At 40.4% G+C, this 19,563-nt stretch carries 33 protein-coding genes and 11 tRNA genes; 5 read left to right on the forward strand and 39 right to left on the reverse strand.

The features are described 5' to 3' along the window. Window positions 1–8: 8 nt before the first annotated feature. From KFV11_RS08485 to KFV11_RS08600, 24 genes are all read right to left on the reverse strand, one after another. Window positions 9–1,139, reverse strand: a complete 1,131-nt coding sequence (locus tag KFV11_RS08485; RefSeq protein ID WP_254249718.1) for a phage major capsid protein — start codon at window positions 1,137–1,139, stop codon at window positions 9–11. A 117-nt stretch (window positions 1,140–1,256) separates the two neighbouring features. After that, window positions 1,257–1,958, reverse strand: a complete 702-nt coding sequence (locus KFV11_RS08490) for a head maturation protease, ClpP-related (protein ID WP_254249719.1) — start codon at window positions 1,956–1,958, stop codon at window positions 1,257–1,259. After that, complete coding sequence (locus KFV11_RS08495; RefSeq protein ID WP_254249720.1) at window positions 1,939–3,189, reverse strand: phage portal protein; 1,251 nt, start codon at window positions 3,187–3,189, stop codon at window positions 1,939–1,941. The genes KFV11_RS08490 and KFV11_RS08495 overlap by 20 nt, the downstream gene beginning before the upstream one ends. A gap of 182 nt (window positions 3,190–3,371) precedes the next feature. Beyond that, on the reverse strand, window positions 3,372–5,066 hold the full coding sequence (locus KFV11_RS08500; protein ID WP_254249721.1) for a terminase large subunit: 1,695 nt from the start codon (window positions 5,064–5,066) through the stop codon (window positions 3,372–3,374). Further along, entirely contained in the window at window positions 5,066–5,581 is a 516-nt protein-coding gene (locus tag KFV11_RS08505; protein ID WP_254249722.1) for a phage terminase small subunit P27 family, read from the reverse strand. Before KFV11_RS08505 ends, KFV11_RS08500 begins: the two co-directional genes overlap by 1 nt. A gap of 133 nt (window positions 5,582–5,714) precedes the next feature. Further along, on the reverse strand, window positions 5,715–6,563 hold the full coding sequence (locus KFV11_RS08510; RefSeq protein ID WP_254249723.1) for an HNH endonuclease: 849 nt from the start codon (window positions 6,561–6,563) through the stop codon (window positions 5,715–5,717). Between the two features lie 142 nt (window positions 6,564–6,705). Next, complete coding sequence (locus KFV11_RS08515; RefSeq protein WP_254249724.1) at window positions 6,706–7,161, reverse strand: hypothetical protein; 456 nt, start codon at window positions 7,159–7,161, stop codon at window positions 6,706–6,708. A 101-nt stretch (window positions 7,162–7,262) separates the two neighbouring features. After that, the gene (locus KFV11_RS08520; RefSeq protein WP_254249725.1) at window positions 7,263–7,727 is read right to left on the reverse strand and encodes an ArpU family phage packaging/lysis transcriptional regulator; all 465 of its coding nucleotides are present in this window, start codon (window positions 7,725–7,727) and stop codon (window positions 7,263–7,265) included. A gap of 71 nt (window positions 7,728–7,798) precedes the next feature. Beyond that, window positions 7,799–7,957: a hypothetical protein gene (locus tag KFV11_RS08525; protein WP_254249726.1), complete on the reverse strand. Its 159-nt coding sequence runs from the start codon at window positions 7,955–7,957 to the stop codon at window positions 7,799–7,801. Between the two features lies 1 nt (window position 7,958). Next, on the reverse strand, window positions 7,959–8,288 hold the full coding sequence (locus KFV11_RS08530) for a nucleoside triphosphate pyrophosphohydrolase family protein (RefSeq protein WP_254249727.1): 330 nt from the start codon (window positions 8,286–8,288) through the stop codon (window positions 7,959–7,961). Continuing rightward, complete coding sequence (locus KFV11_RS08535) at window positions 8,285–8,668, reverse strand: hypothetical protein (protein WP_254249728.1); 384 nt, start codon at window positions 8,666–8,668, stop codon at window positions 8,285–8,287. The genes KFV11_RS08530 and KFV11_RS08535 overlap by 4 nt, the downstream gene beginning before the upstream one ends. Window positions 8,669–8,683: 15 nt before the next feature. Further along, window positions 8,684–8,854 carry a RusA family crossover junction endodeoxyribonuclease gene (locus KFV11_RS08540; RefSeq protein WP_436970199.1) on the reverse strand — a complete coding sequence of 57 codons (171 nt, stop codon included), beginning with the start codon at window positions 8,852–8,854 and terminating at the stop codon, window positions 8,684–8,686. Between the two features lie 406 nt (window positions 8,855–9,260). Next, complete coding sequence (locus tag KFV11_RS08545; protein WP_254249729.1) at window positions 9,261–9,422, reverse strand: hypothetical protein; 162 nt, start codon at window positions 9,420–9,422, stop codon at window positions 9,261–9,263. After that, the gene (locus KFV11_RS08550) at window positions 9,419–9,622 is read right to left on the reverse strand and encodes a hypothetical protein (RefSeq protein ID WP_149459397.1); all 204 of its coding nucleotides are present in this window, start codon (window positions 9,620–9,622) and stop codon (window positions 9,419–9,421) included. Before KFV11_RS08550 ends, KFV11_RS08545 begins: the two co-directional genes overlap by 4 nt. Window positions 9,623–9,632: 10 nt before the next feature. Continuing rightward, window positions 9,633–9,881 carry a hypothetical protein gene (locus KFV11_RS08555; RefSeq protein ID WP_254249730.1) on the reverse strand — a complete coding sequence of 83 codons (249 nt, stop codon included), beginning with the start codon at window positions 9,879–9,881 and terminating at the stop codon, window positions 9,633–9,635. 84 nt (window positions 9,882–9,965) lie between these two features. Beyond that, window positions 9,966–10,241: a hypothetical protein gene (locus tag KFV11_RS08560; protein WP_254249731.1), complete on the reverse strand. Its 276-nt coding sequence runs from the start codon at window positions 10,239–10,241 to the stop codon at window positions 9,966–9,968. A 15-nt stretch (window positions 10,242–10,256) separates the two neighbouring features. Then, entirely contained in the window at window positions 10,257–10,508 is a 252-nt protein-coding gene (locus tag KFV11_RS08565) for a hypothetical protein (protein ID WP_254249732.1), read from the reverse strand. Continuing rightward, a complete protein-coding gene (locus KFV11_RS08570; protein WP_254249733.1) occupies window positions 10,495–10,869 on the reverse strand; it encodes a YopX family protein in 375 nt (124 codons plus the stop codon). The genes KFV11_RS08565 and KFV11_RS08570 overlap by 14 nt, the downstream gene beginning before the upstream one ends. 11 nt (window positions 10,870–10,880) lie before the next feature. Then, complete coding sequence (gene ssb / locus KFV11_RS08575; RefSeq protein WP_254249734.1) at window positions 10,881–11,375, reverse strand: single-stranded DNA-binding protein; 495 nt, start codon at window positions 11,373–11,375, stop codon at window positions 10,881–10,883. Then, window positions 11,365–11,679 carry a hypothetical protein gene (locus tag KFV11_RS08580; RefSeq protein WP_149459403.1) on the reverse strand — a complete coding sequence of 105 codons (315 nt, stop codon included), beginning with the start codon at window positions 11,677–11,679 and terminating at the stop codon, window positions 11,365–11,367. The genes ssb and KFV11_RS08580 overlap by 11 nt, the downstream gene beginning before the upstream one ends. A 3-nt stretch (window positions 11,680–11,682) precedes the next feature. Beyond that, window positions 11,683–11,877, reverse strand: coding sequence for a DUF6877 family protein (locus KFV11_RS08585; protein ID WP_367305192.1), 195 nt, complete (start codon window positions 11,875–11,877; stop codon window positions 11,683–11,685). Window positions 11,878–11,883: 6 nt separating this feature from the next. After that, entirely contained in the window at window positions 11,884–12,786 is a 903-nt protein-coding gene (locus tag KFV11_RS08590; protein ID WP_254249736.1) for a helix-turn-helix domain-containing protein, read from the reverse strand. Beyond that, entirely contained in the window at window positions 12,764–13,057 is a 294-nt protein-coding gene (locus tag KFV11_RS08595; RefSeq protein WP_254249737.1) for a hypothetical protein, read from the reverse strand. Before KFV11_RS08595 ends, KFV11_RS08590 begins: the two co-directional genes overlap by 23 nt. Next, window positions 13,054–13,764 (reverse strand): Rha family transcriptional regulator, encoded by a 711-nt coding sequence (locus tag KFV11_RS08600; RefSeq protein WP_254249738.1) that lies wholly within the window; start codon window positions 13,762–13,764, stop codon window positions 13,054–13,056. Before KFV11_RS08600 ends, KFV11_RS08595 begins: the two co-directional genes overlap by 4 nt. Before the next feature lie 118 nt (window positions 13,765–13,882). On the opposite strand from KFV11_RS08600, the gene KFV11_RS08605 reads away from it, so the two are divergent. After that, entirely contained in the window at window positions 13,883–14,104 is a 222-nt protein-coding gene (locus KFV11_RS08605; RefSeq protein WP_254249739.1) for a hypothetical protein, read from the forward strand. Here the strand turns inward: KFV11_RS08605 and KFV11_RS08610 are convergent. Genes KFV11_RS08610 through KFV11_RS08625 form a run of 4 tightly spaced genes read right to left on the reverse strand, consistent with a single transcriptional unit; the run spans window position 14,079 to window position 15,076 of the window. Then, window positions 14,079–14,285 carry a hypothetical protein gene (locus tag KFV11_RS08610; RefSeq protein ID WP_254249740.1) on the reverse strand — a complete coding sequence of 69 codons (207 nt, stop codon included), beginning with the start codon at window positions 14,283–14,285 and terminating at the stop codon, window positions 14,079–14,081. The genes KFV11_RS08605 and KFV11_RS08610 overlap by 26 nt on opposite strands. Further along, window positions 14,275–14,487 (reverse strand): hypothetical protein, encoded by a 213-nt coding sequence (locus KFV11_RS08615; protein WP_254249741.1) that lies wholly within the window; start codon window positions 14,485–14,487, stop codon window positions 14,275–14,277. Before KFV11_RS08615 ends, KFV11_RS08610 begins: the two co-directional genes overlap by 11 nt. Next, on the reverse strand, window positions 14,487–14,807 hold the full coding sequence (locus KFV11_RS08620; RefSeq protein ID WP_254249742.1) for a DUF771 domain-containing protein: 321 nt from the start codon (window positions 14,805–14,807) through the stop codon (window positions 14,487–14,489). The genes KFV11_RS08615 and KFV11_RS08620 overlap by 1 nt, the downstream gene beginning before the upstream one ends. An 11-nt stretch (window positions 14,808–14,818) precedes the next feature. Next, window positions 14,819–15,076, reverse strand: a complete 258-nt coding sequence (locus KFV11_RS08625) for a hypothetical protein (RefSeq protein ID WP_254249743.1) — start codon at window positions 15,074–15,076, stop codon at window positions 14,819–14,821. Between the two features lie 169 nt (window positions 15,077–15,245). Here KFV11_RS08625 and KFV11_RS08630 point away from each other — a divergent pair, with 169 nt between their 5' ends. The 4 genes from KFV11_RS08630 to KFV11_RS08645 all read left to right on the forward strand — a co-directional run bounded on the left by KFV11_RS08630 (window position 15,246) and on the right by KFV11_RS08645 (window position 18,158). Then, the gene (locus tag KFV11_RS08630; protein ID WP_254249744.1) at window positions 15,246–15,629 is read left to right on the forward strand and encodes a helix-turn-helix domain-containing protein; all 384 of its coding nucleotides are present in this window, start codon (window positions 15,246–15,248) and stop codon (window positions 15,627–15,629) included. Window positions 15,630–15,640: 11 nt separating this feature from the next. After that, on the forward strand, window positions 15,641–16,066 hold the full coding sequence (locus tag KFV11_RS08635) for an ImmA/IrrE family metallo-endopeptidase (protein ID WP_254249745.1): 426 nt from the start codon (window positions 15,641–15,643) through the stop codon (window positions 16,064–16,066). Window positions 16,067–16,149: 83 nt separating this feature from the next. Next, window positions 16,150–16,983 carry a hypothetical protein gene (locus KFV11_RS08640; RefSeq protein WP_254249746.1) on the forward strand — a complete coding sequence of 278 codons (834 nt, stop codon included), beginning with the start codon at window positions 16,150–16,152 and terminating at the stop codon, window positions 16,981–16,983. A 98-nt stretch (window positions 16,984–17,081) separates the two neighbouring features. Then, the gene (locus KFV11_RS08645; protein ID WP_254249747.1) at window positions 17,082–18,158 is read left to right on the forward strand and encodes a tyrosine-type recombinase/integrase; all 1,077 of its coding nucleotides are present in this window, start codon (window positions 17,082–17,084) and stop codon (window positions 18,156–18,158) included. 150 nt (window positions 18,159–18,308) lie between these two features. On the opposite strand, the gene KFV11_RS08650 is transcribed toward KFV11_RS08645, so the two are convergent. The 11 genes from KFV11_RS08650 to KFV11_RS08700 all read right to left on the reverse strand — a co-directional run bounded on the left by KFV11_RS08650 (window position 18,309) and on the right by KFV11_RS08700 (window position 19,528). Continuing rightward, a tRNA-Ser gene (locus KFV11_RS08650) sits at window positions 18,309–18,397 on the reverse strand. Window positions 18,398–18,437: 40 nt separating this feature from the next. Beyond that, window positions 18,438–18,509, reverse strand: a tRNA-Glu gene (locus KFV11_RS08655). Continuing rightward, a tRNA-Asn gene (locus KFV11_RS08660) sits at window positions 18,510–18,584 on the reverse strand. A gap of 7 nt (window positions 18,585–18,591) precedes the next feature. Next, a tRNA-Gly gene (locus KFV11_RS08665) sits at window positions 18,592–18,665 on the reverse strand. A 5-nt stretch (window positions 18,666–18,670) separates the two neighbouring features. After that, window positions 18,671–18,743, reverse strand: a tRNA-His gene (locus tag KFV11_RS08670). A gap of 12 nt (window positions 18,744–18,755) precedes the next feature. Continuing rightward, window positions 18,756–18,828 (reverse strand) — tRNA-Phe (locus tag KFV11_RS08675). A 10-nt stretch (window positions 18,829–18,838) separates the two neighbouring features. Further along, a tRNA-Asp gene (locus KFV11_RS08680) sits at window positions 18,839–18,911 on the reverse strand. Between the two features lie 4 nt (window positions 18,912–18,915). Next, window positions 18,916–18,989: transfer RNA gene (locus KFV11_RS08685), tRNA-Met, on the reverse strand. 67 nt (window positions 18,990–19,056) lie between these two features. Next, a tRNA-Glu gene (locus tag KFV11_RS08690) sits at window positions 19,057–19,131 on the reverse strand. A gap of 232 nt (window positions 19,132–19,363) precedes the next feature. Then, a tRNA-Ser gene (locus KFV11_RS08695) sits at window positions 19,364–19,451 on the reverse strand. A 2-nt stretch (window positions 19,452–19,453) separates the two neighbouring features. Further along, window positions 19,454–19,528 (reverse strand) — tRNA-Asn (locus KFV11_RS08700). Window positions 19,529–19,563 lie beyond the last annotated feature (35 nt).

The following is a 19,563-nucleotide window of genomic DNA, read 5'->3' on the forward strand; positions in this document are numbered from 1 at the left end:
ATCACCCCTTACACTACATCAGGTGCAGCAACTGTGAAGTTCTTATCGATTTCAGCGTATACAACCGCTTCTTTGTCAACGAACTTAACATCTTCGCGTTCGATGAATCGCATGTCAGTAGAATTACGTGTGAACGCTTTGCCACCAATATTCGTTGTCAAGATGGATTGCTGCTGACGGTCAAACAATGTAATCGCTTCTTTCAAGTCCCCGATGATAATAGGCGCTTTACCTGCGTTTGACGGCAGTACCTTATTACTAAACATAATGACATCTTTACCTTCAATCTGTTTCTTTGTCGGGTCAATAGGATTAGGTTGCATCACGTATTTTCCATCTTCGTATTTAAGAAGATCCAACACATTGAATCCATCCTGATTTGTGATAATAACTGCACCGCCATGAAATACTGGGTCCAGTGTCACATTAATAGCTGTCTTGATACCATCAACAGAATTGATAGCTTGTACTGGCAGCTGTTTAATCAAACTGAGAATCAGTGAGTTACGAGTGACAACAGATTTACGAGCGCCCCATCGCGCAGCATAGGCTACTACATTTTCATCACTATCTTGGATTAAGTCGTTGGACATCGGCAGGATACCTGCGTAGTTCTTTACCATGAAGTTAATACGTTCAAATCCTGGTCCTTCGATTTCAGGAATCTCAGTCATTTCTTCAACAGCGACTAACGGTGTCATTGTTGAAAGTTTTTCATAAAGACGAGATCCTTTCGGTCGAGACACAGGCTCTACATTGACATAGTCTTCAAGCGATACATACTCGCGTTTGTATTCATTGATCTTGAATGAGATATCTTCCGGAACAAGAAGCCCACCATCTTCATCAACCTTTTCAACCATAGCGTCAGAGATAAGTCCCGTGCGCATGAAGTTAACGAAACTTTTAACTTCTGTCTGTTTGTCTTGGATGACAGGATCTTTTGGCATTTGATTGAAGTCAAGTACCTGGTTTACTTTCTCTGCTTCCTGAATTTCACTATACGCTTCAATCTGTGCATTGATTTTGTCAATCTCTGCTTTGTGTTCCTTGTATTTGTCCATATCGCCGGCATCAATTGAGTCGTGCGCTGCATCTACTGCTTGTGCTTTTAAAGCCTGCAAATCTTTAAATTTCATGCATATTTCCTCCTGTTTTTTTAGTTTTTGCATAAAAAATAGACATCACCATTTGGTATGTCTTTGACTGTATTTTTTCTGGTGTTCAGCTTCACCAAGATATATGATCACCTCCGGCTACCGGGCTATACTGATAATCAGATCCTTGTATGCCTGAGCCTTTTCAGATTGCAGATCATCTTGCTGCGTTAACTTCTTAGGAGTGTTCTTATATTTCGCTGCATATTCACGGTCAATACTTGCTGCGACTTTAACCGCTTCAGTCACTTCATCAATGAAGCCGTAAGCTTTAGCATCGTCAGCTGATAGCCAGGTCTCTTCCTGCATCATCGTTCGGATGTTTTCTTCTGTTGTCTGATCGTTCGTCTTGTTTAGATACGTATTGACGATAGATTCATTGATCTTATCTAGGTCGTCAGCAACTTTACGCATTTCACGCGAATTGCCGATTGCGAACGTCCAAGGGTCGTGAATCATCAGCATCGCGTTATTCGGCATTACAATCTTGTCGCCGGCCATTGCAATCACAGACGCTATGGAGGCAGCCAGTCCGTCAATATATACAGTAACGTAAGCCTTATGTCGATTAAGCATTGAATAGATTGCTTGTCCTTCAAATACGTCACCACCTGGTGAATTGATATAAACATTCATCTTGCTCACATCACCCAAAGACTTTAGTTCATCATTGAACTGCTGAGCGCTACTTTCAGAGAACCATCCTTCAGATTCAATCGCTCCGTAGATATGGACTTCTGCAGTAGATTCATTAAGAACTTTCATTGAGTAAAATTTGTTCTTATTCTTCGGCATTATCATTCTCACCTCCTTTATCTGATGATTTACCTCTTGCTTTCGACAACTGATAATCTCGCATAATGTCAATCGGCACAAGGTTCAGGTTACCGAATCGCATATTGCCGATATCATCATCCAGTAATTCCATATCCTCAAAACCAAGAATATCGTTGATACTATATGATCCAATCTTCTGCATCGTCTCGTAGAACTTTGCACGGCTCTCAGAATCACCACGCAATTCCGCTTCAAGATTGAACTTGCAATAACGACCGGCTTGTTCATCTACTATATTCAGAAGTTTAGTATTCAGCTCTTCTTCAAAATTGGTGACGAGTGGCTGAATAGTGTTGATGACATATTGTAGCGATTGCTGCTCAATATTAGAGAACGTCGCTCTGTCCAGCTCACCTACTTTGTGAGGAGGCACTTTAAATATGCTGGCAATCTGTAGTTTATTGAACTTCATGGATTCGATGAACTGTGCATCCTTCTGTGGAATCGTGATTGTCTGGAACTCTAGCGCACCGTCTACCACTGCTATGTCTTCATCATTGTTGACTTCATACCAGGCTTCTCGTAATTTATCTTTATTCTCCTTATTGATAAGCTCAGTAGATTTCAAGATACCACGAGGAATGGCACTTTTCCGGTAGAAGCTCGACTGATGTTTGTTACCGCCGATGTTCGTAGACAAGTTATGCCTGATGACTTGGATCGGTGACAATCCAACATGACCATCAAGACTTAGACCCATGAAATGAAGGACATCATCCGAACTAATTACATAACTCTTATTATTGAGCTGTGTAACGTACATATATTCCTTCTTGTCCATGTCATACCGTTTGGCAGTAGTCAGCGGGTTTAGCGGCAGCACTTCAGTCGCCTGTCCCCTTGTATTGCGAGTGATATAACAGTATGCATTGCCATAGAGCATCATATGCGTGACCATCAATCGCTTCCAGACAAAGGCTGTCATATACTCATTCGGATTTTTCTTCAATAGATGATAGACCGGATGATCCGTCTCACGTTCAATCTTTTTATCCTTCTTGGCCAGCAACGATATCGGATACTTGGCCATGTCATCGGCCAGAACTGTGACACATGCATACACTTCGCTGGTCCTGATGGCAGTTTCCTCATCAATGCGACCAGCCGTATCTGTATTAAACATAGTGTTAAACCAGTTCAGATTACCTGTATACGTCTCATTCCGTGGCCGTGATGCCTTTTTACTTAATAACATTTACTCACCTCCTTCCTGCTAGTATGGCCAGCAGGACGAAGCAAATACCCAGCATCAGCAATCCTACTTCAAAATCAAATCTAAATGCTGCTATACAGATAAAAATCATACCGACTACCAGAAGAATGTCATCTATGAATAGCCATAATAAGGCCATTAGCTTTTCTATCGTCATCACCACCTTAGAAAGTGAAATCCTGACTTGCGATATGATCATTGATTGATGGTCCTTCATCAATCATCGCCCTTACAAAGGCGAATATCACAGACGCGGCAGGGTCAATACGATCCTTAGATTTTTGTTTGTCCAGCATAATATTACCTTGGGCATCCTGTCTTTCAATGGCATTTGACATCGCCCAAGTGAGTACTGGATTATTGTCGTGCCTGATTTTCCCTTTAAAAACGCATTCACGGAAGTAAGAAGTTGGTTCACTTAATGTCTTCATACTCTGTGAAATTTCGACCGTTTTGAAACCCTTATACTGCATATTGGTTGCAAACTGTGTCGCATTATATGGGTCATAACAAATCTCTCTGACCTTCCAACCTCGTTCCGCTGCATAGACTGCGACATACTCTTCAATGAAGTTGTAGTCGACTACTTCTCCAGGTGTATCTGTCAGATAGCCTTCATCCACCCACATAGAGTACGGAACTCTGTCAGTGTTCTCACGTTCTTTCAACGCTTCTTCCGGAAGAAATGAGTGCGATCTGATATCGAACGTTCCATCAGAATTAGGAAAAACAAAGCTAAGTGAGGTTAAGTCAATTTTCTTAGATAAATCGGCACCGACATAACATTCACGACCTTCAAGTGACGGCGCTTCATCAGAACCACATGCATGCCATTTATCCATTTTCATATAGCCATTGTCTTTTGCATCGACCCAGATATTCATATTTTTAGTGAGAAATGTCTTCATGTACGATGGGATATCAAGTGCCCGCTTCATCATCTTACGTAGATATTCAATACCTTCTTCGTGAGATGCTGCTATCGGATTAGCTTTGAACCAGTTCCGCTCATCTTTGATATCATCGTCTTTATCCAGTTCATTGATCATCACAAAGTAGTTATCGTTATCAATAGGTATATTGGGATCCAATATCTTTGTTACATAATCATATTCAACTGTATAACAAGGTTTATTAAGATCACTGCCGGCTGTTGTGATGATAAACATTAAAGGCTGCGACCGGGCCCCCATACCTGTCAGAAGGACATCATATACCTCGGTCGTATCATGCAAGTGATACTCATCAATCAGTCCACATTGTGGATTGAAACCATCACCCTTTTTGTTATCTTCTTTAGATAATGATTTGATAACTGATGCTGTTTTTTTGTGCATAATCTTTCCATACTTCGGTTCAAATTTTTCCTGAAACTCAGACTGTTTAATCTGTGCTGCCATTTCGTTATATATGATGTCAGCTTGTTCTTTTTTTGTTGCACCGATATATACCTCAGACATACCTTCACCAAGTGCACTTGCTTCGTAACTACCGACACATGATAGCGACTGTGACTTAGCGTTCTTACGACCGACTTGCCAGTAAGCAAGACTGAATCTTCTGTACCTGGTCTGATAGTGAACCCAGCCGTAGATGTTTGAGAAGATGAAAATCTGAATGGGTGCCGGAACAATCGGCGTTCCTCTAAGAGGACCTTTAGTGTGGTTAAACTTAGTCATCCATTTCAAGAATCTCAATGCTTTCTTTTCATCAAACACATAAGGAAACTGTTTATGCTTTTCACGTTCGATGTCATTTAAAAAACGAAGACATGCCCACTTGTGTTTTTCACAAGCAACAATATCTCCGCTCAATACGTCGTTAGAATATTTGATTAAGTAATCTTTAAGTTCAGCCATTATACATCACCAAAATCTTCATCTTCCCCTTCTTCCATTGATTTCGCCTGTGCGAGCGCCATCTTAGCCCGGGCAGACGGCGTGAATCCAAACTGAGTTCCGAGCTGTCTGACCTGATCGTAGAATTGTTTCTTGCGCAGTATCGACTCTTTATCCATCTGATTCATATAAATGTTCTTACCGGTCTCCTGGTCAACATCTATGAGTACTCTTCGGATAAGTCCGTTCTCATTAATCGCTTTTGTGACTTCTACATAATTCGAATAGGCATCACAATACATGGCCAGCGCATGAACGTCTAAGTTGTTCAGCACATCCAGTTCAGCCATCTCACTAACGATATATTTAAATTCTTTTTTCGCACCTTTATCGAGCCAGGGCGGCGGCTTTAATTTGTCTTTTGCAGCCTGTAATGCTGCTTCTGCTTTTTGCCTCCGTTCGATTTCATCCTTGGTACGACGGTTTTTGTTACCGTGTATTAGTTGCAGACCGATGGGTATCGCCTGATTGCCCACAGCATCACCTCCTTATCGATTTTTGCCCAATATGAATTTTTTTTGAGCGAATTTTGTGTGCGCTGAGCTGGGGCGCCGTTGTTTTCGTTTGGTTTTCCAGAGATTTAGATAGGGGGGTATCATCCGAGAAAAATTATTTCTGCATTTTTTGGAACGCCGTGAAAGTTTCGACGGTGACTCTGTCTCTAATTTTTTCGATGTTCATTTCAATTTGCGTGAAAACATTCGGCGCTATCGTTTGTCCCGTGTCTCTCACGTGCCTCTCACAGACGAAGCGGTTTCGGTCCATACAAATGAACCTGGCACCGATTGTCTTTAACTTACTGGCCTGTGCCGGTGTAATAGCAGTACGTCTAATCCATACCGACTTGAAGTTGTACTTATCCAGGACAATGTTATCAATGACTGCATCAACCATGTCGTTTGCCATACTGACAGCGTCATAGGCGCTATGCTGACGGTCGTGAAGCGGCCTGCCTGTCATAGCGGAAATGAGTTTGTCTATATCAATCACGATGTCTCTGCCCTCGTCCTTGTTAAGGTCAATAAACGTGCTTTTGCCACTTCCAGGTAGTCCCATGACCACATAGACATGCTTCTGAGTGCTTGTGCCTAGTCCCTTCTTAACCTTGACATGCTCCTTGTTGTGACATGCAGTACACACTGTCTCAAGGTTAGTCATATCAAGTCGCTTGTCCCAGTCATCCTTCAGTTCGACAATGTGATGCACTGTGTTGGCCACAGTCGTAATGCCTTGAGCCTTACACTGCTGACATAAGTAGAAGTCACGCTGCAAGACAGCAACTCTCACACTCTTCCACTCACTCGTGTTATAGAATGCCACTTCATCTACATCAACACGCTCGTTGTTATACGTCTTATGCACTGACTTGATGACATCACTATGCTGATCACAGTAGCTGTTAGCTGTCAGTCTACTGCAACCAGGATGACTACATATGCTCTCAGACTTACTGGCCATCGCATCCACCCCAAACAAAAAGACAGACAAAGCATGACCGCTTCATCTGTCTATATATTAATCTACACTAATAGTATATCAGCTATTAGCCAATGATTTGTCCGCAGATTGTCCGTTTATTGTTCGCTAAAAGTTCGCGTTATTACATACGATTTAATACCATCTCATAATGTTTAATGACTTCTTGTTCTAAATTAAACCCTTCATCATCAGGTAAATCAACATTCCCATTTTCTTTGAGGTGGTATTCTATCTGTTCTACTTCGTCTGATCCGAGTTTAGTTACAGTAACATATAATGTACCTGCTGTTTCACTAGATGTCGATACACTATAGGAAAGTTTAACGGGATCAAAACCGATGTTATAATTTTTAGAAACTGCCAGGCTTGGATTATCCGTCATTGATCCGTCTGTTGTGGAATAGCCCAATGCTTTAATACTTGTCGCCATCTTTCCAATATAACTTCTAAATTCATTCAACAATTTTATCTCTGCTTTTTTTAAATTAGCGATCCTCTCCTTCTCTGTGGCTAAAGCTTTCGATTCTTCTTCTTTTCTCATCTTAAATCTTCTGTTTGAATCATCAAAAATATTCATTAATAACCATCCCTTATTTTTTATTATGGACAAATATCCACAATGCAATTATACAATTATATTCTGATTAAATAAAAAGGACCCGGCATATACCGGGTCTATCAGTTAACCGCTTCAGTTGTTTCATCATGGTACACTTCCACTCCCAAGAAGAAGCCGAGTCTAATGATGGCATCATTCTTAATCGTATAATACTTAGTCTTTCCTACACCTAAGTCTGTATATATTTCATAGTCGCTACCTAAATCATCTTGAAGATACTTATGTACAATGATATATCTTTCTTCCGGTTTAAGATTGTCGATAGCAGCATGCATGCGATTTAATAGATCTTTGCGTTCATCCAGTAACTTCTGTCTCAATATATTCTTCTCTGCAGCCGCTTCAATGCCGTTCAATGTCATCGTCGTTGCCGGTGGGATGAAGCTGAATGACTGTGTGACTGACGGCATAGATCTGACAGGCGCAATCCTTAATAGCTTATTATAGCGTCTGAATAAGTTATATACATTCGTACGCGTCTGTTTAAAGTCCAAGTGCTGCATATCCAATACTAAATTTGTCATATAGCCCTCCCGCTTCCGTGTTATAATATAGGTGTCGAATATATTTACCAGGAGCCGAGAAGGCTCTTTTTTTATTTGATGTTATATTGTTCTTTCATCTGCTGAATGTCAGCCTTCACTTCTTCCAGCACTTTCTTTTCCTGATTTAAATCCTCATCACTTGCTCCAGGTCTTTTGATATAATGTTCCAGTGCATGTTTTATAATATGCTGCTTCTTATACGGCTTCACATTAGATATCCTCCCTGTTAATACTGTCTGCCTGACTGAATCCTTCGGGGTACCGCTTCTTCAATTTATTGATATTCAACTCCGCTACTTCTGCCAGCTCTATACCATTGACTGCAGCAAGGTTAGCAATGTACCATAACACGTCTCCTAGCTCCTTCTTCAGCTCGTCACGGTCCAGCTGATGGCCATGAAACACATGCTTCTTAATCTGGTCTGCTACTTCCCCTGCTTCGCCTGTAAGTCCGAGTGCATAGTTAGTTAATGATTCTGTCTGCGTTAATGATTTGTTGTGTGTACGTCCTGCAAGTTCCTGATATGTGTTTAGATTCATTCTATTTCCCCCTGATCGTGTTTTCTGTTCGTTCCTTTTGTTCCACAATCCTGACAATAAAGTATAGGACTATTTATATCCTGAAAAGAGTAAACAAAGGTGTTATAGCGCGTGATGTTATAGCTTTCACATACGCTGCACTGATGATAAGTTTTATGTGGTTTTTCACTTAAATCGTGATACTGATGAAACACTGGAAGCGGCTTGACTTCTTCTACTTCTGGCACGATAGTTAGCTGCTTCTCGGACGTTGCCATCTCACGTCTATATTTCTCATCCTCCTCTTTTACTTTTTTGATCAACCGCTTTGTTTTATAGCGCTCATAAATCATCCAACAGACAATCGTTATCAGCATCAACAATATTGCAATATACTCCATAGTCAGTTCTCCTCCTTATACTTCTTCAACTGTCATCAATATCTTAGGCTCTCGTACATACCGCTTCTCAGTCACCATTGATACGATTTGACCATCATCTATCCATATATGTTTGTTAGCAGCATCCAGCACGGTCTTAACCAGATTATCAATATCAGGCTTTTTACTATGATATGTACCAAACAATGCCTCTTTAATGAATACCTTTATTATTGTTACTAGCGAACGTTATGCTATGGATGTTGTTTTCAAATGCCCACTTAATCAGTTCCCACAAGTTCATCTCCACCGTACGTTTAATCTTAATCATCTACTCCACCCCACTTTCAAATAATTTTCAGCTCTATACAATGTCACATCTATAAAAGAGTGTTTATAAGGGACCCTTTTATTAACATATTCAATCGTAAATCCTTCACCTAAACGGTTCTGTAATTTCTCCTTGAAGAGCGGATGACTAAAAAGCAAATTTAACTGTGTTCGTTTATCACTATGAACAATGTCGATAACATAACCGTTATATCCTTTTGACGCGGATTCCTTAACTTGTTTTTCGAGATTCTCTTTTTTGTACCAGTCTTCAAAGTGTCATTTAATCCACCTTGCCTTTCTCTTCACGAATGCTTTCGCGTTCAACCGGGTACATAAGGCCCGCTTCCACTCTAATATAGTGCCTGCCGTTTACCACAGTGTGCCTGCCATATACTCTGATGTTCGCTTTCTTGTAGATCCCGCTATACACTTTATGTGTCATGCCTTTTTCCACCCTTCACGTATTATGGTGTAGTCATCATGGAATACTGGTTTAGGTATTGCCCCGGAAATCTGAGGGCCTCTGATGCTCTGATAATAGACGTAGTGCTTGCTGAGTGATGTGATCTTAAATTCTTCAAATGACTTCTTGTCTTCGATGACAGCTCCCACTGATAGACGATTGATGACTGCTGTTTTCATGATTCATCCCTCATTTCAGAAATCTTGGTCTCAAATGATTCTCGCTCACGTAATCTTTCGGGCCATCGACTGCGTCAGCCTTCGTGCAGGTGATGTAATAGTTGGCCATTGCCTTGCCCGCTTCCCATCCTGCGATAGTCAGGACTGTCTCAGTTAAGATACGTCCTAGTGTCTTTCTCTTCCGTTTTTTATTATTAATCAGACGGTCCAATCGGTAATGTGACATAGAGCTGCGGTTCAAATCATATTCATGGTTCATTGCTGTTCCCCCTTATTCCTTGCTGCTATCTTTGCAGCGGATTGTTTGACTATGAGATTAAACTGGTGCATGTAATTCAGGCTTTTAATGGTACTGGCCATTAATATCATTCCATCTCTCTTTAGGTCTGTGTTTCCGTCTGAAAAGCCCGTCGTTCATAATGGCGTTCAGCTGATAAGCCACTTCATTCCAGCTGATTCCTCTGATATGCTTGGGCCCGCCTGTAATATTAAATATGGTCAGCCGCTTTGTATTTTCGTTTAAAAACTCGTAATCACATCCGGTCATGCGTCTATATCTCTGTAATATTTGACTGGCATAGGTCTCTAAATTCAATTCTTTAAATGGCAATGGTTTCAATGTCTGCCCTCCTTATCAAGTGTGATGCATCATAAAGTCAAAAATACTTGGCTGCTTCAAATCATGCTCTGTCATGAGATTATTTAATTCCTTCAGCTGCTCAAACTCTTCAGGTGTAAATGAGTAGCCGTTTGCACGGCCGCTGGAACTGCCAGGCTTCGGCAGTCCCTCCAGTTTGACGCTGTGCGGCAGAATCATAAAAATAGCATTGGTTCTTGTATGTGAGTAATGAGCAATAAATTTTTCATTGCGGTCAAATAGTTTCATGTTCGTCTCCTTTTAACAACGCAGGATTTTCATAGATGTTGCCGATGATTTCATAATTCATGCTTGTAGAAGTAGCAATCGGATTGAATATGTTCCATCCAAGTGTCTTTTCATTCCATTTCACAACTTGCGTTCTTTCATGCTCGCCATATTGATTCGACCATCTCTCTTTTACGATGTGTGACTCATAAATCTCCACGCCATTTACATCTTTCAGTCCAGTAGATTGCATGATGATCAAGTTATCCAGTGAGTTTGTGTAACCATCGATCAGTCCCGCAACATTCTCGACAAAGCTGATGACATTAACCGTTCTCATTACTTTGCGATTTTTATCCCACGCTCTAAATTTCAGTCTCATTCTTTCTCCTCCTAGAACGGCATATCATCATCACTGATGTCTATTGGCCCTGTATGATTTGCGAATGGATTGTTGCCTGCTCCTGGTGCTAGATTTGAGCTGGCAGCGGAAGCGGCTGTGTTTGTTCCCTGTGCCTCTCCGCCTGTATATTCGTTGTAGATATCCTCCACTTGCTTCTCTCTGCTGCCCTTCGGCTCGAGAAACTGCACTGAGTCACAGACGACTTCAGTCACATATACTTTGCGGCCCTCCTGATTATCATAGGACCGTGACTGCAGACGGCCGTCCACTCCTGCCAGATTGCCTTTGCTGAGGTAAGCGTTGACGTTCTCAGCCTGTTTGCGGAAGATGATGCAGTTCAGAAAGTCTGCCTGCCGCTCGCCCTGCGCGTTAGTAAAGTTGCGGTTGACTGCCAGTGTGAACGTGGCCACTGCCACGCCTGATGGTGTGACTCTGTATTCAGGGTCTTTAGTTAGACGTCCGACTAATACCACTCTATTTATCATCTGATTTACTCCAATCCATCTTAAGTTGGATATCATGATACTCACTCTGGTGCGTGTCATACATCACTACTACATCGTCTCCGTAGTTCTCATTAATCATTTGGGCCATAATTTTGATGTTCCCAACCATAAAAGCCGTGATGCAATCAGGCGTACCAGGCATGTGCGAACGGTATTCCAAGTAAGTTCTTCCCTTAGCGCCAGCCTTGAGAATGTCCTTATCAAGCTGTTTCAATACTTTTTCTTTATTATTCTCAATCCATTCATTCTTCATGGAGAGAGATTTTTTGATAGTTTCATTCATGATTTATAGCCCCTTCCTTTCGACTTCGGTATATTTAATTAAGTTTTGTAAATATCTCAGCTGCAGCTGTACATAATGTTCATCCTGACTACATAGCAGGCGGTAATGTATATCTTCGACTACGCTTAACGGGAAGTTATATTCACTGACCAGCTGATTGATTTGCTCGGTAGCAGTTAACTGCTTATTTATAGTCATCACTCCTTAGTAGCCACTGGCCATATCTCGATTAAAGAAAAGGTTCACGTCATTTTCATCAACGTCGATTGTTATATCCTCTTCGGAAAAAATGACATTGCTATGAAATACTTTTACGAATGATGAGAAGAGATAAGCTTCCAGTGATCTAATCGATTCGCCCGAAGATTTACGTTTGACGTTCACCCTTTTTAGTAACTGGATTAAATCCGTTTCAACGTCCTCAATCGTCAGTCGTTCGTCAACCTCGACTTGACTATAAAACTTAGCTTTAGATTTAAGTAGTGTTGATTTGATAGATCTTATTTCGTCTATATCAAAATTCATGAGATATGATGCTAGCACTGGAGGTAGATTTTGTGTCATGACCTCTTTTTCATCTTCAGTGAAATCATGTTGCTTAGCAGGCAGATGATTCGTATGATTTGAATGATTTGTAATTTCGACATTCTCTTTATCATTCATATCATTCAAGTCATTATTAGTACTGTTATTATTATTTAAGTTATTATTATTACTTTTATTATTATTAGTGTCGGGTTTTCCTATGTAGGTTTTTCCGTTGTTGGATTCTCCTACATTGGTTTTTCCTACATTGGTTTTTCCGCTCTGGACTGGTGTTTCGTATACGTCATAGTCATAGCCGCCTAACCTGCCTTTATCGTCTCTCTGTCGATTCCGGACAATGTAACCTGCTTTCACTAATTCATCGATACCGCTTCTCACGCTGTCTCTTCCGTCCTTACAGTTCTTTACTATCTCAGTCTCATAGAACTGCCAGTTATCAGCTTTGCTCATCATGTAGGCGTGAAGACCTTTTGCTTTCAAGCTGAGGTTCGGGTCTTCCACTGCCGTTTTGTCGAGGATCATATACTTTCCTGATTCTTTATTTGTACGATATGTCGTCATTACTTCCACTCTCCAGTTTATTCAGTTCAATTAATCGTTCGTACTTTGCAATCAACAGCTCCAGTGCCGTGTAAGTTTTGATAAAGACGTTCTGCAGGCAATCCTGCGCGTTATTCAATCTCATGACCGTCAGCGTCCAGCCTTTGCTGTCGAACTTGATGAAGAATCTAAAGTCTTGAATTTCCTTCTCGTATTCGAGCAGCACGCCTTTCCGCTCCTTAAATCCTAATTCTTCAACGCGTTTCATGTCTCCGTGCCTCACTTCAATCATTGCGCCACCTCTTCCGCTTCCATCTGTCTCAATTGATACTGTGTAGCAGATGACGGCTCCCATGTGTTAATAAATTCAAGTACCGGGTCAAAGTCTTTCTGTCTCAGCTGCGATCTTGTTGAGACATTCGCGATGCGTTTGATGTCGCCATTTAGATTCTTCAGCAGCTTACTTCGTACTTTAGAAGTGTTAGAATAGCTAAACTTTTTAATCGTCTCTGTCACGCGCTCCTGGACGCGTTTGCCGATGTAACCATATTCACCTGCATCCAGTCTCACGTTTTCTTTAAGCTCGATGACCTGTCCTTTGATGGCTTCTACCTGCTGTTTTGTTTCGCCCTGTGCTTCGAACATCAGCTTCAGCGCTTCCATAGGCGTCGAAGGGATCTGCAGCTGGTTTTGTTTGATGACCTGTTCCATTTCATTAAATCGATTGATGTACGCCATCTTGAAGTCGTTATGGCCTTGAATGTTGAACATGTATAACGTAAATCCATCTTTGGTGAGCAGGTATTCTTTTCTCATTTTTCCTTGTGCGTCCTTGTACTGACTTTCAATAATCAGCGAGCCGTAATCTCGTTTGGCTACAATGCTGTTCAATCCATCTAGAATATGGCTGTGTCTTCTGCCTAATTCTTCAGCTACAGTTCTACTTGAGACAACAGGACCAAGTTCTTTATCGTTATTGATTTTTATTAATTCGTTCATGTTATAACCTCCATGTGTTATAATTACGTTGTTAATTAAATTAATTGTTGCGGACACCTGGTTGCTCTCCAGGTGTCTTTTTTATTGGTATAATCTCCTTAAGGAAGGAGGTGTAATAATGCCCAAAAAATATAATCTAGGTAATAAACGGGATATGGATAAATTTTTCAAAGAACTTGAGAAAGATGTCAAAAAGCAAGCTGAGAAAAATATCAGAAATTCAACCCTTGAAATTCCTTGTCCTAATTGCGGTGAAAAAGTTAAAGTGAGTTTTCGACAAGGTAAGGGAAAATGTCCGAAATGTGGGGTCTCAATTACTCAAGATCAAAAATGGGTTTAACATCAGTTGGCAACTGATGATTACCATTTTCCATCGTTTTCTCAATTGCTTCTATTAGCTCATTTAAGTTGTTCACTCTAAGATTCACAGCAAGTTTCACTTTCCTAGCTCTCTTAATCTCCTCCGCCAAGATGATGATTAAGAGAGCTGTTTTGATTGCCAGCATGTAATTAACCTTCATGTTTCTCACCTCCTTTAAAGTAATTAACTACTAGCCACATCATGATGGGTAATCCAAGTGCGTTTGCCAGAATAACCGCTCCTGGAATCATCACGGGATTGACCAGGATAAAGTAACTCGCAATGTACAAGATGATGATCGCTGCAGTGCTTAATGCGATGCTCAGTGTGACTAACCCTCTACCTCTCAGCTGTGTATGCATCAGCTCTCCGCCCTTTCTTTTATTTCTTCAAAATGTTCGTCCAAAAATCTAGACATTTTTTTAGCATTGAATTTATAAGGGCCATTCTTTCCTTTAGGGAATATCGAAAACGACTCTATAAGATCTCGAAGTTCGGGATTGTTCACTATATTCTTCATCACCCAATATTTAGAACTGCAAGTCTTCGTCATTAAGTCCTCAAGTTCCCAGAACTTAACTTCATCATTTTCTACTAATCTGTCGTATTCTATTTTTTTGATAACGACATATTCAGGTGGGATAGTGATTACTGCGTTGAAAGATGTTGTTTTATTATTCATTCTGCATCCTCCTAACTTGAAGGTTCTCTTATGTCAACTTTAAGTTGACTTGGATTTAAAAAAATAATGTTATCTTTCGGCATTTGGTAAATCTCACTAAAATAATCTGCTTCAATATGTGTTATATCTCCGGGGGATTTTTCATACTGTCCAATCCGTTGCCGTGAATAAACTGTCGCGAAGCGTTTCGAAAATAGTTTCGCGACTTCTGAGAGACTTAAACCAGCGTTTATTCGTGCTGCCTTAAGAGTAATCTTAATATTTTCCATAATTATAGTCGCCTCCTTCTTACACATTATAGAATAACTTTCAGTTGACTGTCAATAACTTTGAGTTTACTTAACCTAACAAATAGTAAGTTTTATATAACTTAATGTTTATTTATTGCATATTTTAGGTTATATTAAATATATAAATTAATGGATTGGAGAAATTATTATGGTTGCGCCAAATAAAATTGCTGAACAGATCATTGAATTGAGGAACTCTATGGGCTGGACTCAACAACAACTTGCAGACAAACTGAAAGTTTCAAAGCAATCCGTCTCAAATTGGGAAACTGGTGAAAAAACACCACGCATGGGGAAAATTGAAGATATCGCTAATCTGTTTAATGTTACTGTCAGTTATATTATTGATGGCCATTCAGATCATGATAAAAGAAATATAAATATTGTTGAAGAGCTTGAAAGCAAAGGGATCATCATCAATTTTTCTGATTACGAAGGATTTGATAAATTATCCGATGAAGAAAAAATTGAGTTTCAAAAAAAGATAGAAGATGCAGTGAGGTTTGAATTATTTAAACGTAAAAATAAGTAAGGGGAAGCGCCATGAATACAGAAAGCTTATACATAAGTCATGGAATCACTAATGTAGACCATATGAATATCGAAAATATTGCTGATACATTTAATATTATTCTGCTTAAAGACTTCCCTTTTGACGTCAGAGTTTCCTTTGATGACATAGATATTATTATGCTTAAATCCAATAACATCTATTCAATGACAGAGACTTTTTTTCATGAACTAGCTCATGTCTTCCAGCACGGCCATACTCATATAAATAATGAGTATAGAAAATACTGCGAAGGACAAGCCAATAAACTAATGTATGAACTTGCAGTACCTGAATTTATGCTACCTACTAATATGTATGATTACGCTTATATTCAATACAATTTTAATGTCTCGAAAAAGTTTGCTTTAAGAAGAGTGGAACAATTAAAAAATGAGTATATCAAACGGTCAAACTAACTTTTAGAATTGTAGAGGTATTTATGGGCTATCGAATTTCATTCGATCCATTAAATATAATAAAAATATAAAGGGGTAATCCAGTGAGCGATTTATACTTTGGTTTGTTTTTAATCACACTTTTAGCAATACCAGTACTTCTCATCATAGGAATCGTTAGATTATTTAAGAAAAGAACCTCAAAAAAATATTTTTGGGCTGCATTAGGCAGCTTCCTCGCTATGATTATATTTGGTTTTCTTTTAGCATCCGTTACACCACCTGCCAAAAAGGAGAAGCCAGTGAAAACTGTAGCTGAACAGTCGACTACTGAGAAACCAACAACTGAAAAACCGACGACCGAGAAACCAACAACTGAAAAACCAACAACTGAAAAACCAACAACTGAAAAACCAACAACTGAAAAACCAACAACTGAAAAACCAACAACTGAAAAACCAACAACTGAAAAACCAACAACTGAAAAACCGACTACTGAGACACCGACAACTGAAAAACCAACAACTGAAAAACCGACTACTGAGACACCGACTACTGAGAAGCCTGCACAGAAAAAAGTGGCGACGGCTGGTCCTAATCATGTCTATGGCCCCATCAAAGTTAAAAATATAAAGGATAATGGAGTCTTTTATGTTGATGAAAAAACACATAAGACTTATTTAGGAGATAAGAAAGAGATCTTCCAAGCCGAAAAAGAGATAGACGAAAATCTTGGTGTTACTGTAGCTACTGATATGAGTTTTCTTTCACAGCATGCCTTCGACTTCATGGAAGATGATGCTACGCAGATTCAGAAGATAAGCGATAAAGAGTTTGTCTATGAAAGCAAGAAACTAGGAAAAAAGTATGACGTGATTTACTCTGCACCTGATGGAAAAACAGTTACAAGAATTATTGTCAGCCAACATCAGGATTAATAACTTCATAATAAGATAATAAGTTGACCTTGTTATCTTATTATTTTTACCCAATAACAGAACACCAGTTCTATAATTCATTGAAAGGAGGTGAGAAAATGAAAGTGAATCAACGTGGCAGTTCTTATGAGTATTACTTCCGACACGAAGGCCAGCGCTTTAGGAAAGGTGGATTTAAAACTTCAGCAGAAGCGAAGAAGGCCATGAAAGAAAAAGTGGCAGAACTTGCTGGCGGATTTAACGTTGATGAGAAGACACCTTTTGTAGTTTATATGAAAGAATGGATCCGCATCAACAAGAAAGACGAGTTAGCACCAAGAGCCTTACAAACATATTATAATGCTCTTGCTGTATTCGAAGAGAAGTTTGGTAGGATATCGATAGGCAAAATAACGCAAATGCGATACCGTGAGCTGCTTAAAGAGTATGGGGAAGGTAAATACCTCAAAGAACCAAAAGACGGCCGTACAACGGATTCTGTGAAGAAATTAAACATGTGTTTGCGTGCCTGCTTCAATGATGCAGTCAATGAAGGTCTTATCGTCAAGAATCCAGCCTATGGTGCAAAACCGTCAGGGAAAAAAGACTCGAAGCCTGAAGACGATAAGTTTATCCAAAAAGACATGTTCATCAAATTAAGTGATGCGATGACAAAGAAAAATGAATACTCGTATCTCTTTATCTATATCCTTTGCATAACAGGCGCACGATTTGGCGAAGTCCAGAATTTAAAGTACGATCACTTCAACTATAAAGACAATACGCTTCATCTGCCTGGAACAAAAACCGAATCAGCTGCACGTACTATTCCGCTTCTGCCGTCTGAAATGAAACACATTAAAAAGACTTTAATGGCTATGCCGAAAAATATGAACGGATTTATATTTTATACTGGCAGTAACTTAATTACTCATAATTCAGTCACAAAAGTATTTAAAAATTTCTGCCTGGAAAATAAACTGGGCAACCGTACGCTGCACTCGCTCCGTCATACGCATGCTTCCGTCCTTTTATCAGAAGGCGTGTCTATCACCTATATCTCCAAACGGCTCGGTCATAAGGATATCAACATCACCCTTAAGGTTTATAGCCACTTGCTGGACGAACATGATGAACAGGAACGTCAGCTGATGATTGAAAAAATGACTAAGCTGAAAAGTGTTGTGGACAAATAGCGTGGACAAACACACTTTAGATATGTCATTTTGTGGACACTTGTGGACATTATTCTTTTAACCAACACGAACCAACACGAACGAAATAAACAAAAAAGTTGATTTCATAGGGTTTTGATAAACCAAATGAAACCAACTTAAACGGATTAACGGAGGGCAAGGGATTCGAACCCTCGAAACGCTTGTGACGTTTACACACTTTCCAGGCGTGCTCCTTCGGCCAGCTCGGACAACCCTCCATATTAAAAAATCAGAAGCGATATTTCACCTCTGATTGTATGACCCCTACGGGATTCGAACCCGTGTTACCGCCGTGAAAGGGCGGTGTCTTAACCGCTTGACCAAGGGGCCTGGCTCCACAGGTAGGACTCGAACCTACGACCGATCGGTTAACAGCCGATAGCTCTACCACTGAGCTACTGTGGAACAACAATGGAGCGGGTGATCGGAATCGAACCGACGACATCAGCTTGGAAGGCTGAGGTTATACCATTTAACTACACCCGCACAGGGGCGACTGATGGGAATCGAACCCACGAATGCCGGAACCACAATCCGGTGCGTTAACCACTTCGCCACAATCGCCATAGAAAAAGATGGCTCAGGACGGAATCGAACCGCCGACACATGGATTTTCAATCCATTGCTCTACCGACTGAGCTACTGAGCCAAAAAAAAAGCGGTCCCGACCGGGATCGAACCGGCGATCTCCTGCGTGACAGGCAGGCATGTTAACCGCTACACCACGGGACCTTAGTTGCGGGAGGCGGATTTGAACCACCGACCTTCGGGTTATGAGCCCGACGAGCTACCAGACTGCTCCATCCCGCGTCAATAAAAAGTACTTTTCAAATATATCATTTGTAAATGCAATGAGTCAATAAGTAAAAAGTGTAAATGGTGACCCCTACGGGATTCGAACCCGTGTTACCGCCGTGAAAGGGCGGTGTCTTAACCGCTTGACCAAGGGGCCTCATTTAAGGACTTTTTTAGTATATAAATAATCTGTAAAGACGTCAACACCTTATTTACAATCATTTTCACTTTTATCATGCTGTTGTTCACTGCCTTAAGTTATCACACCATCCTCGTCAGCTGTGCCGGTCAGCATTAGAGATCAATCTGCTAGTTAAAAGTATAATGCACAGTGTCCTGTTGTACTGTTAACCTAAAAAAAACCATCACATAAGTGATGGTTTTCGTTACGGAGATGGAGAGATTTGAACTCTCGCGCCGGTTACCCGACCTACACCCTTAGCAGGGGCGCCTCTTCAGCCACTTGAGTACATCTCCAATGGCTCCACAGGTAGGACTCGAACCTACGACCGATCGGTTAACAGCCGATAGCTCTACCACTGAGCTACTGTGGATTAGTTTTAATGAACAAATATTATTATATCAACTC

It is taken from the genome of Macrococcus equipercicus, assembly GCF_024205945.1.
Classification (GTDB): Bacteria; Bacillota; Bacilli; order Staphylococcales; family Staphylococcaceae; genus Macrococcus; species Macrococcus equipercicus.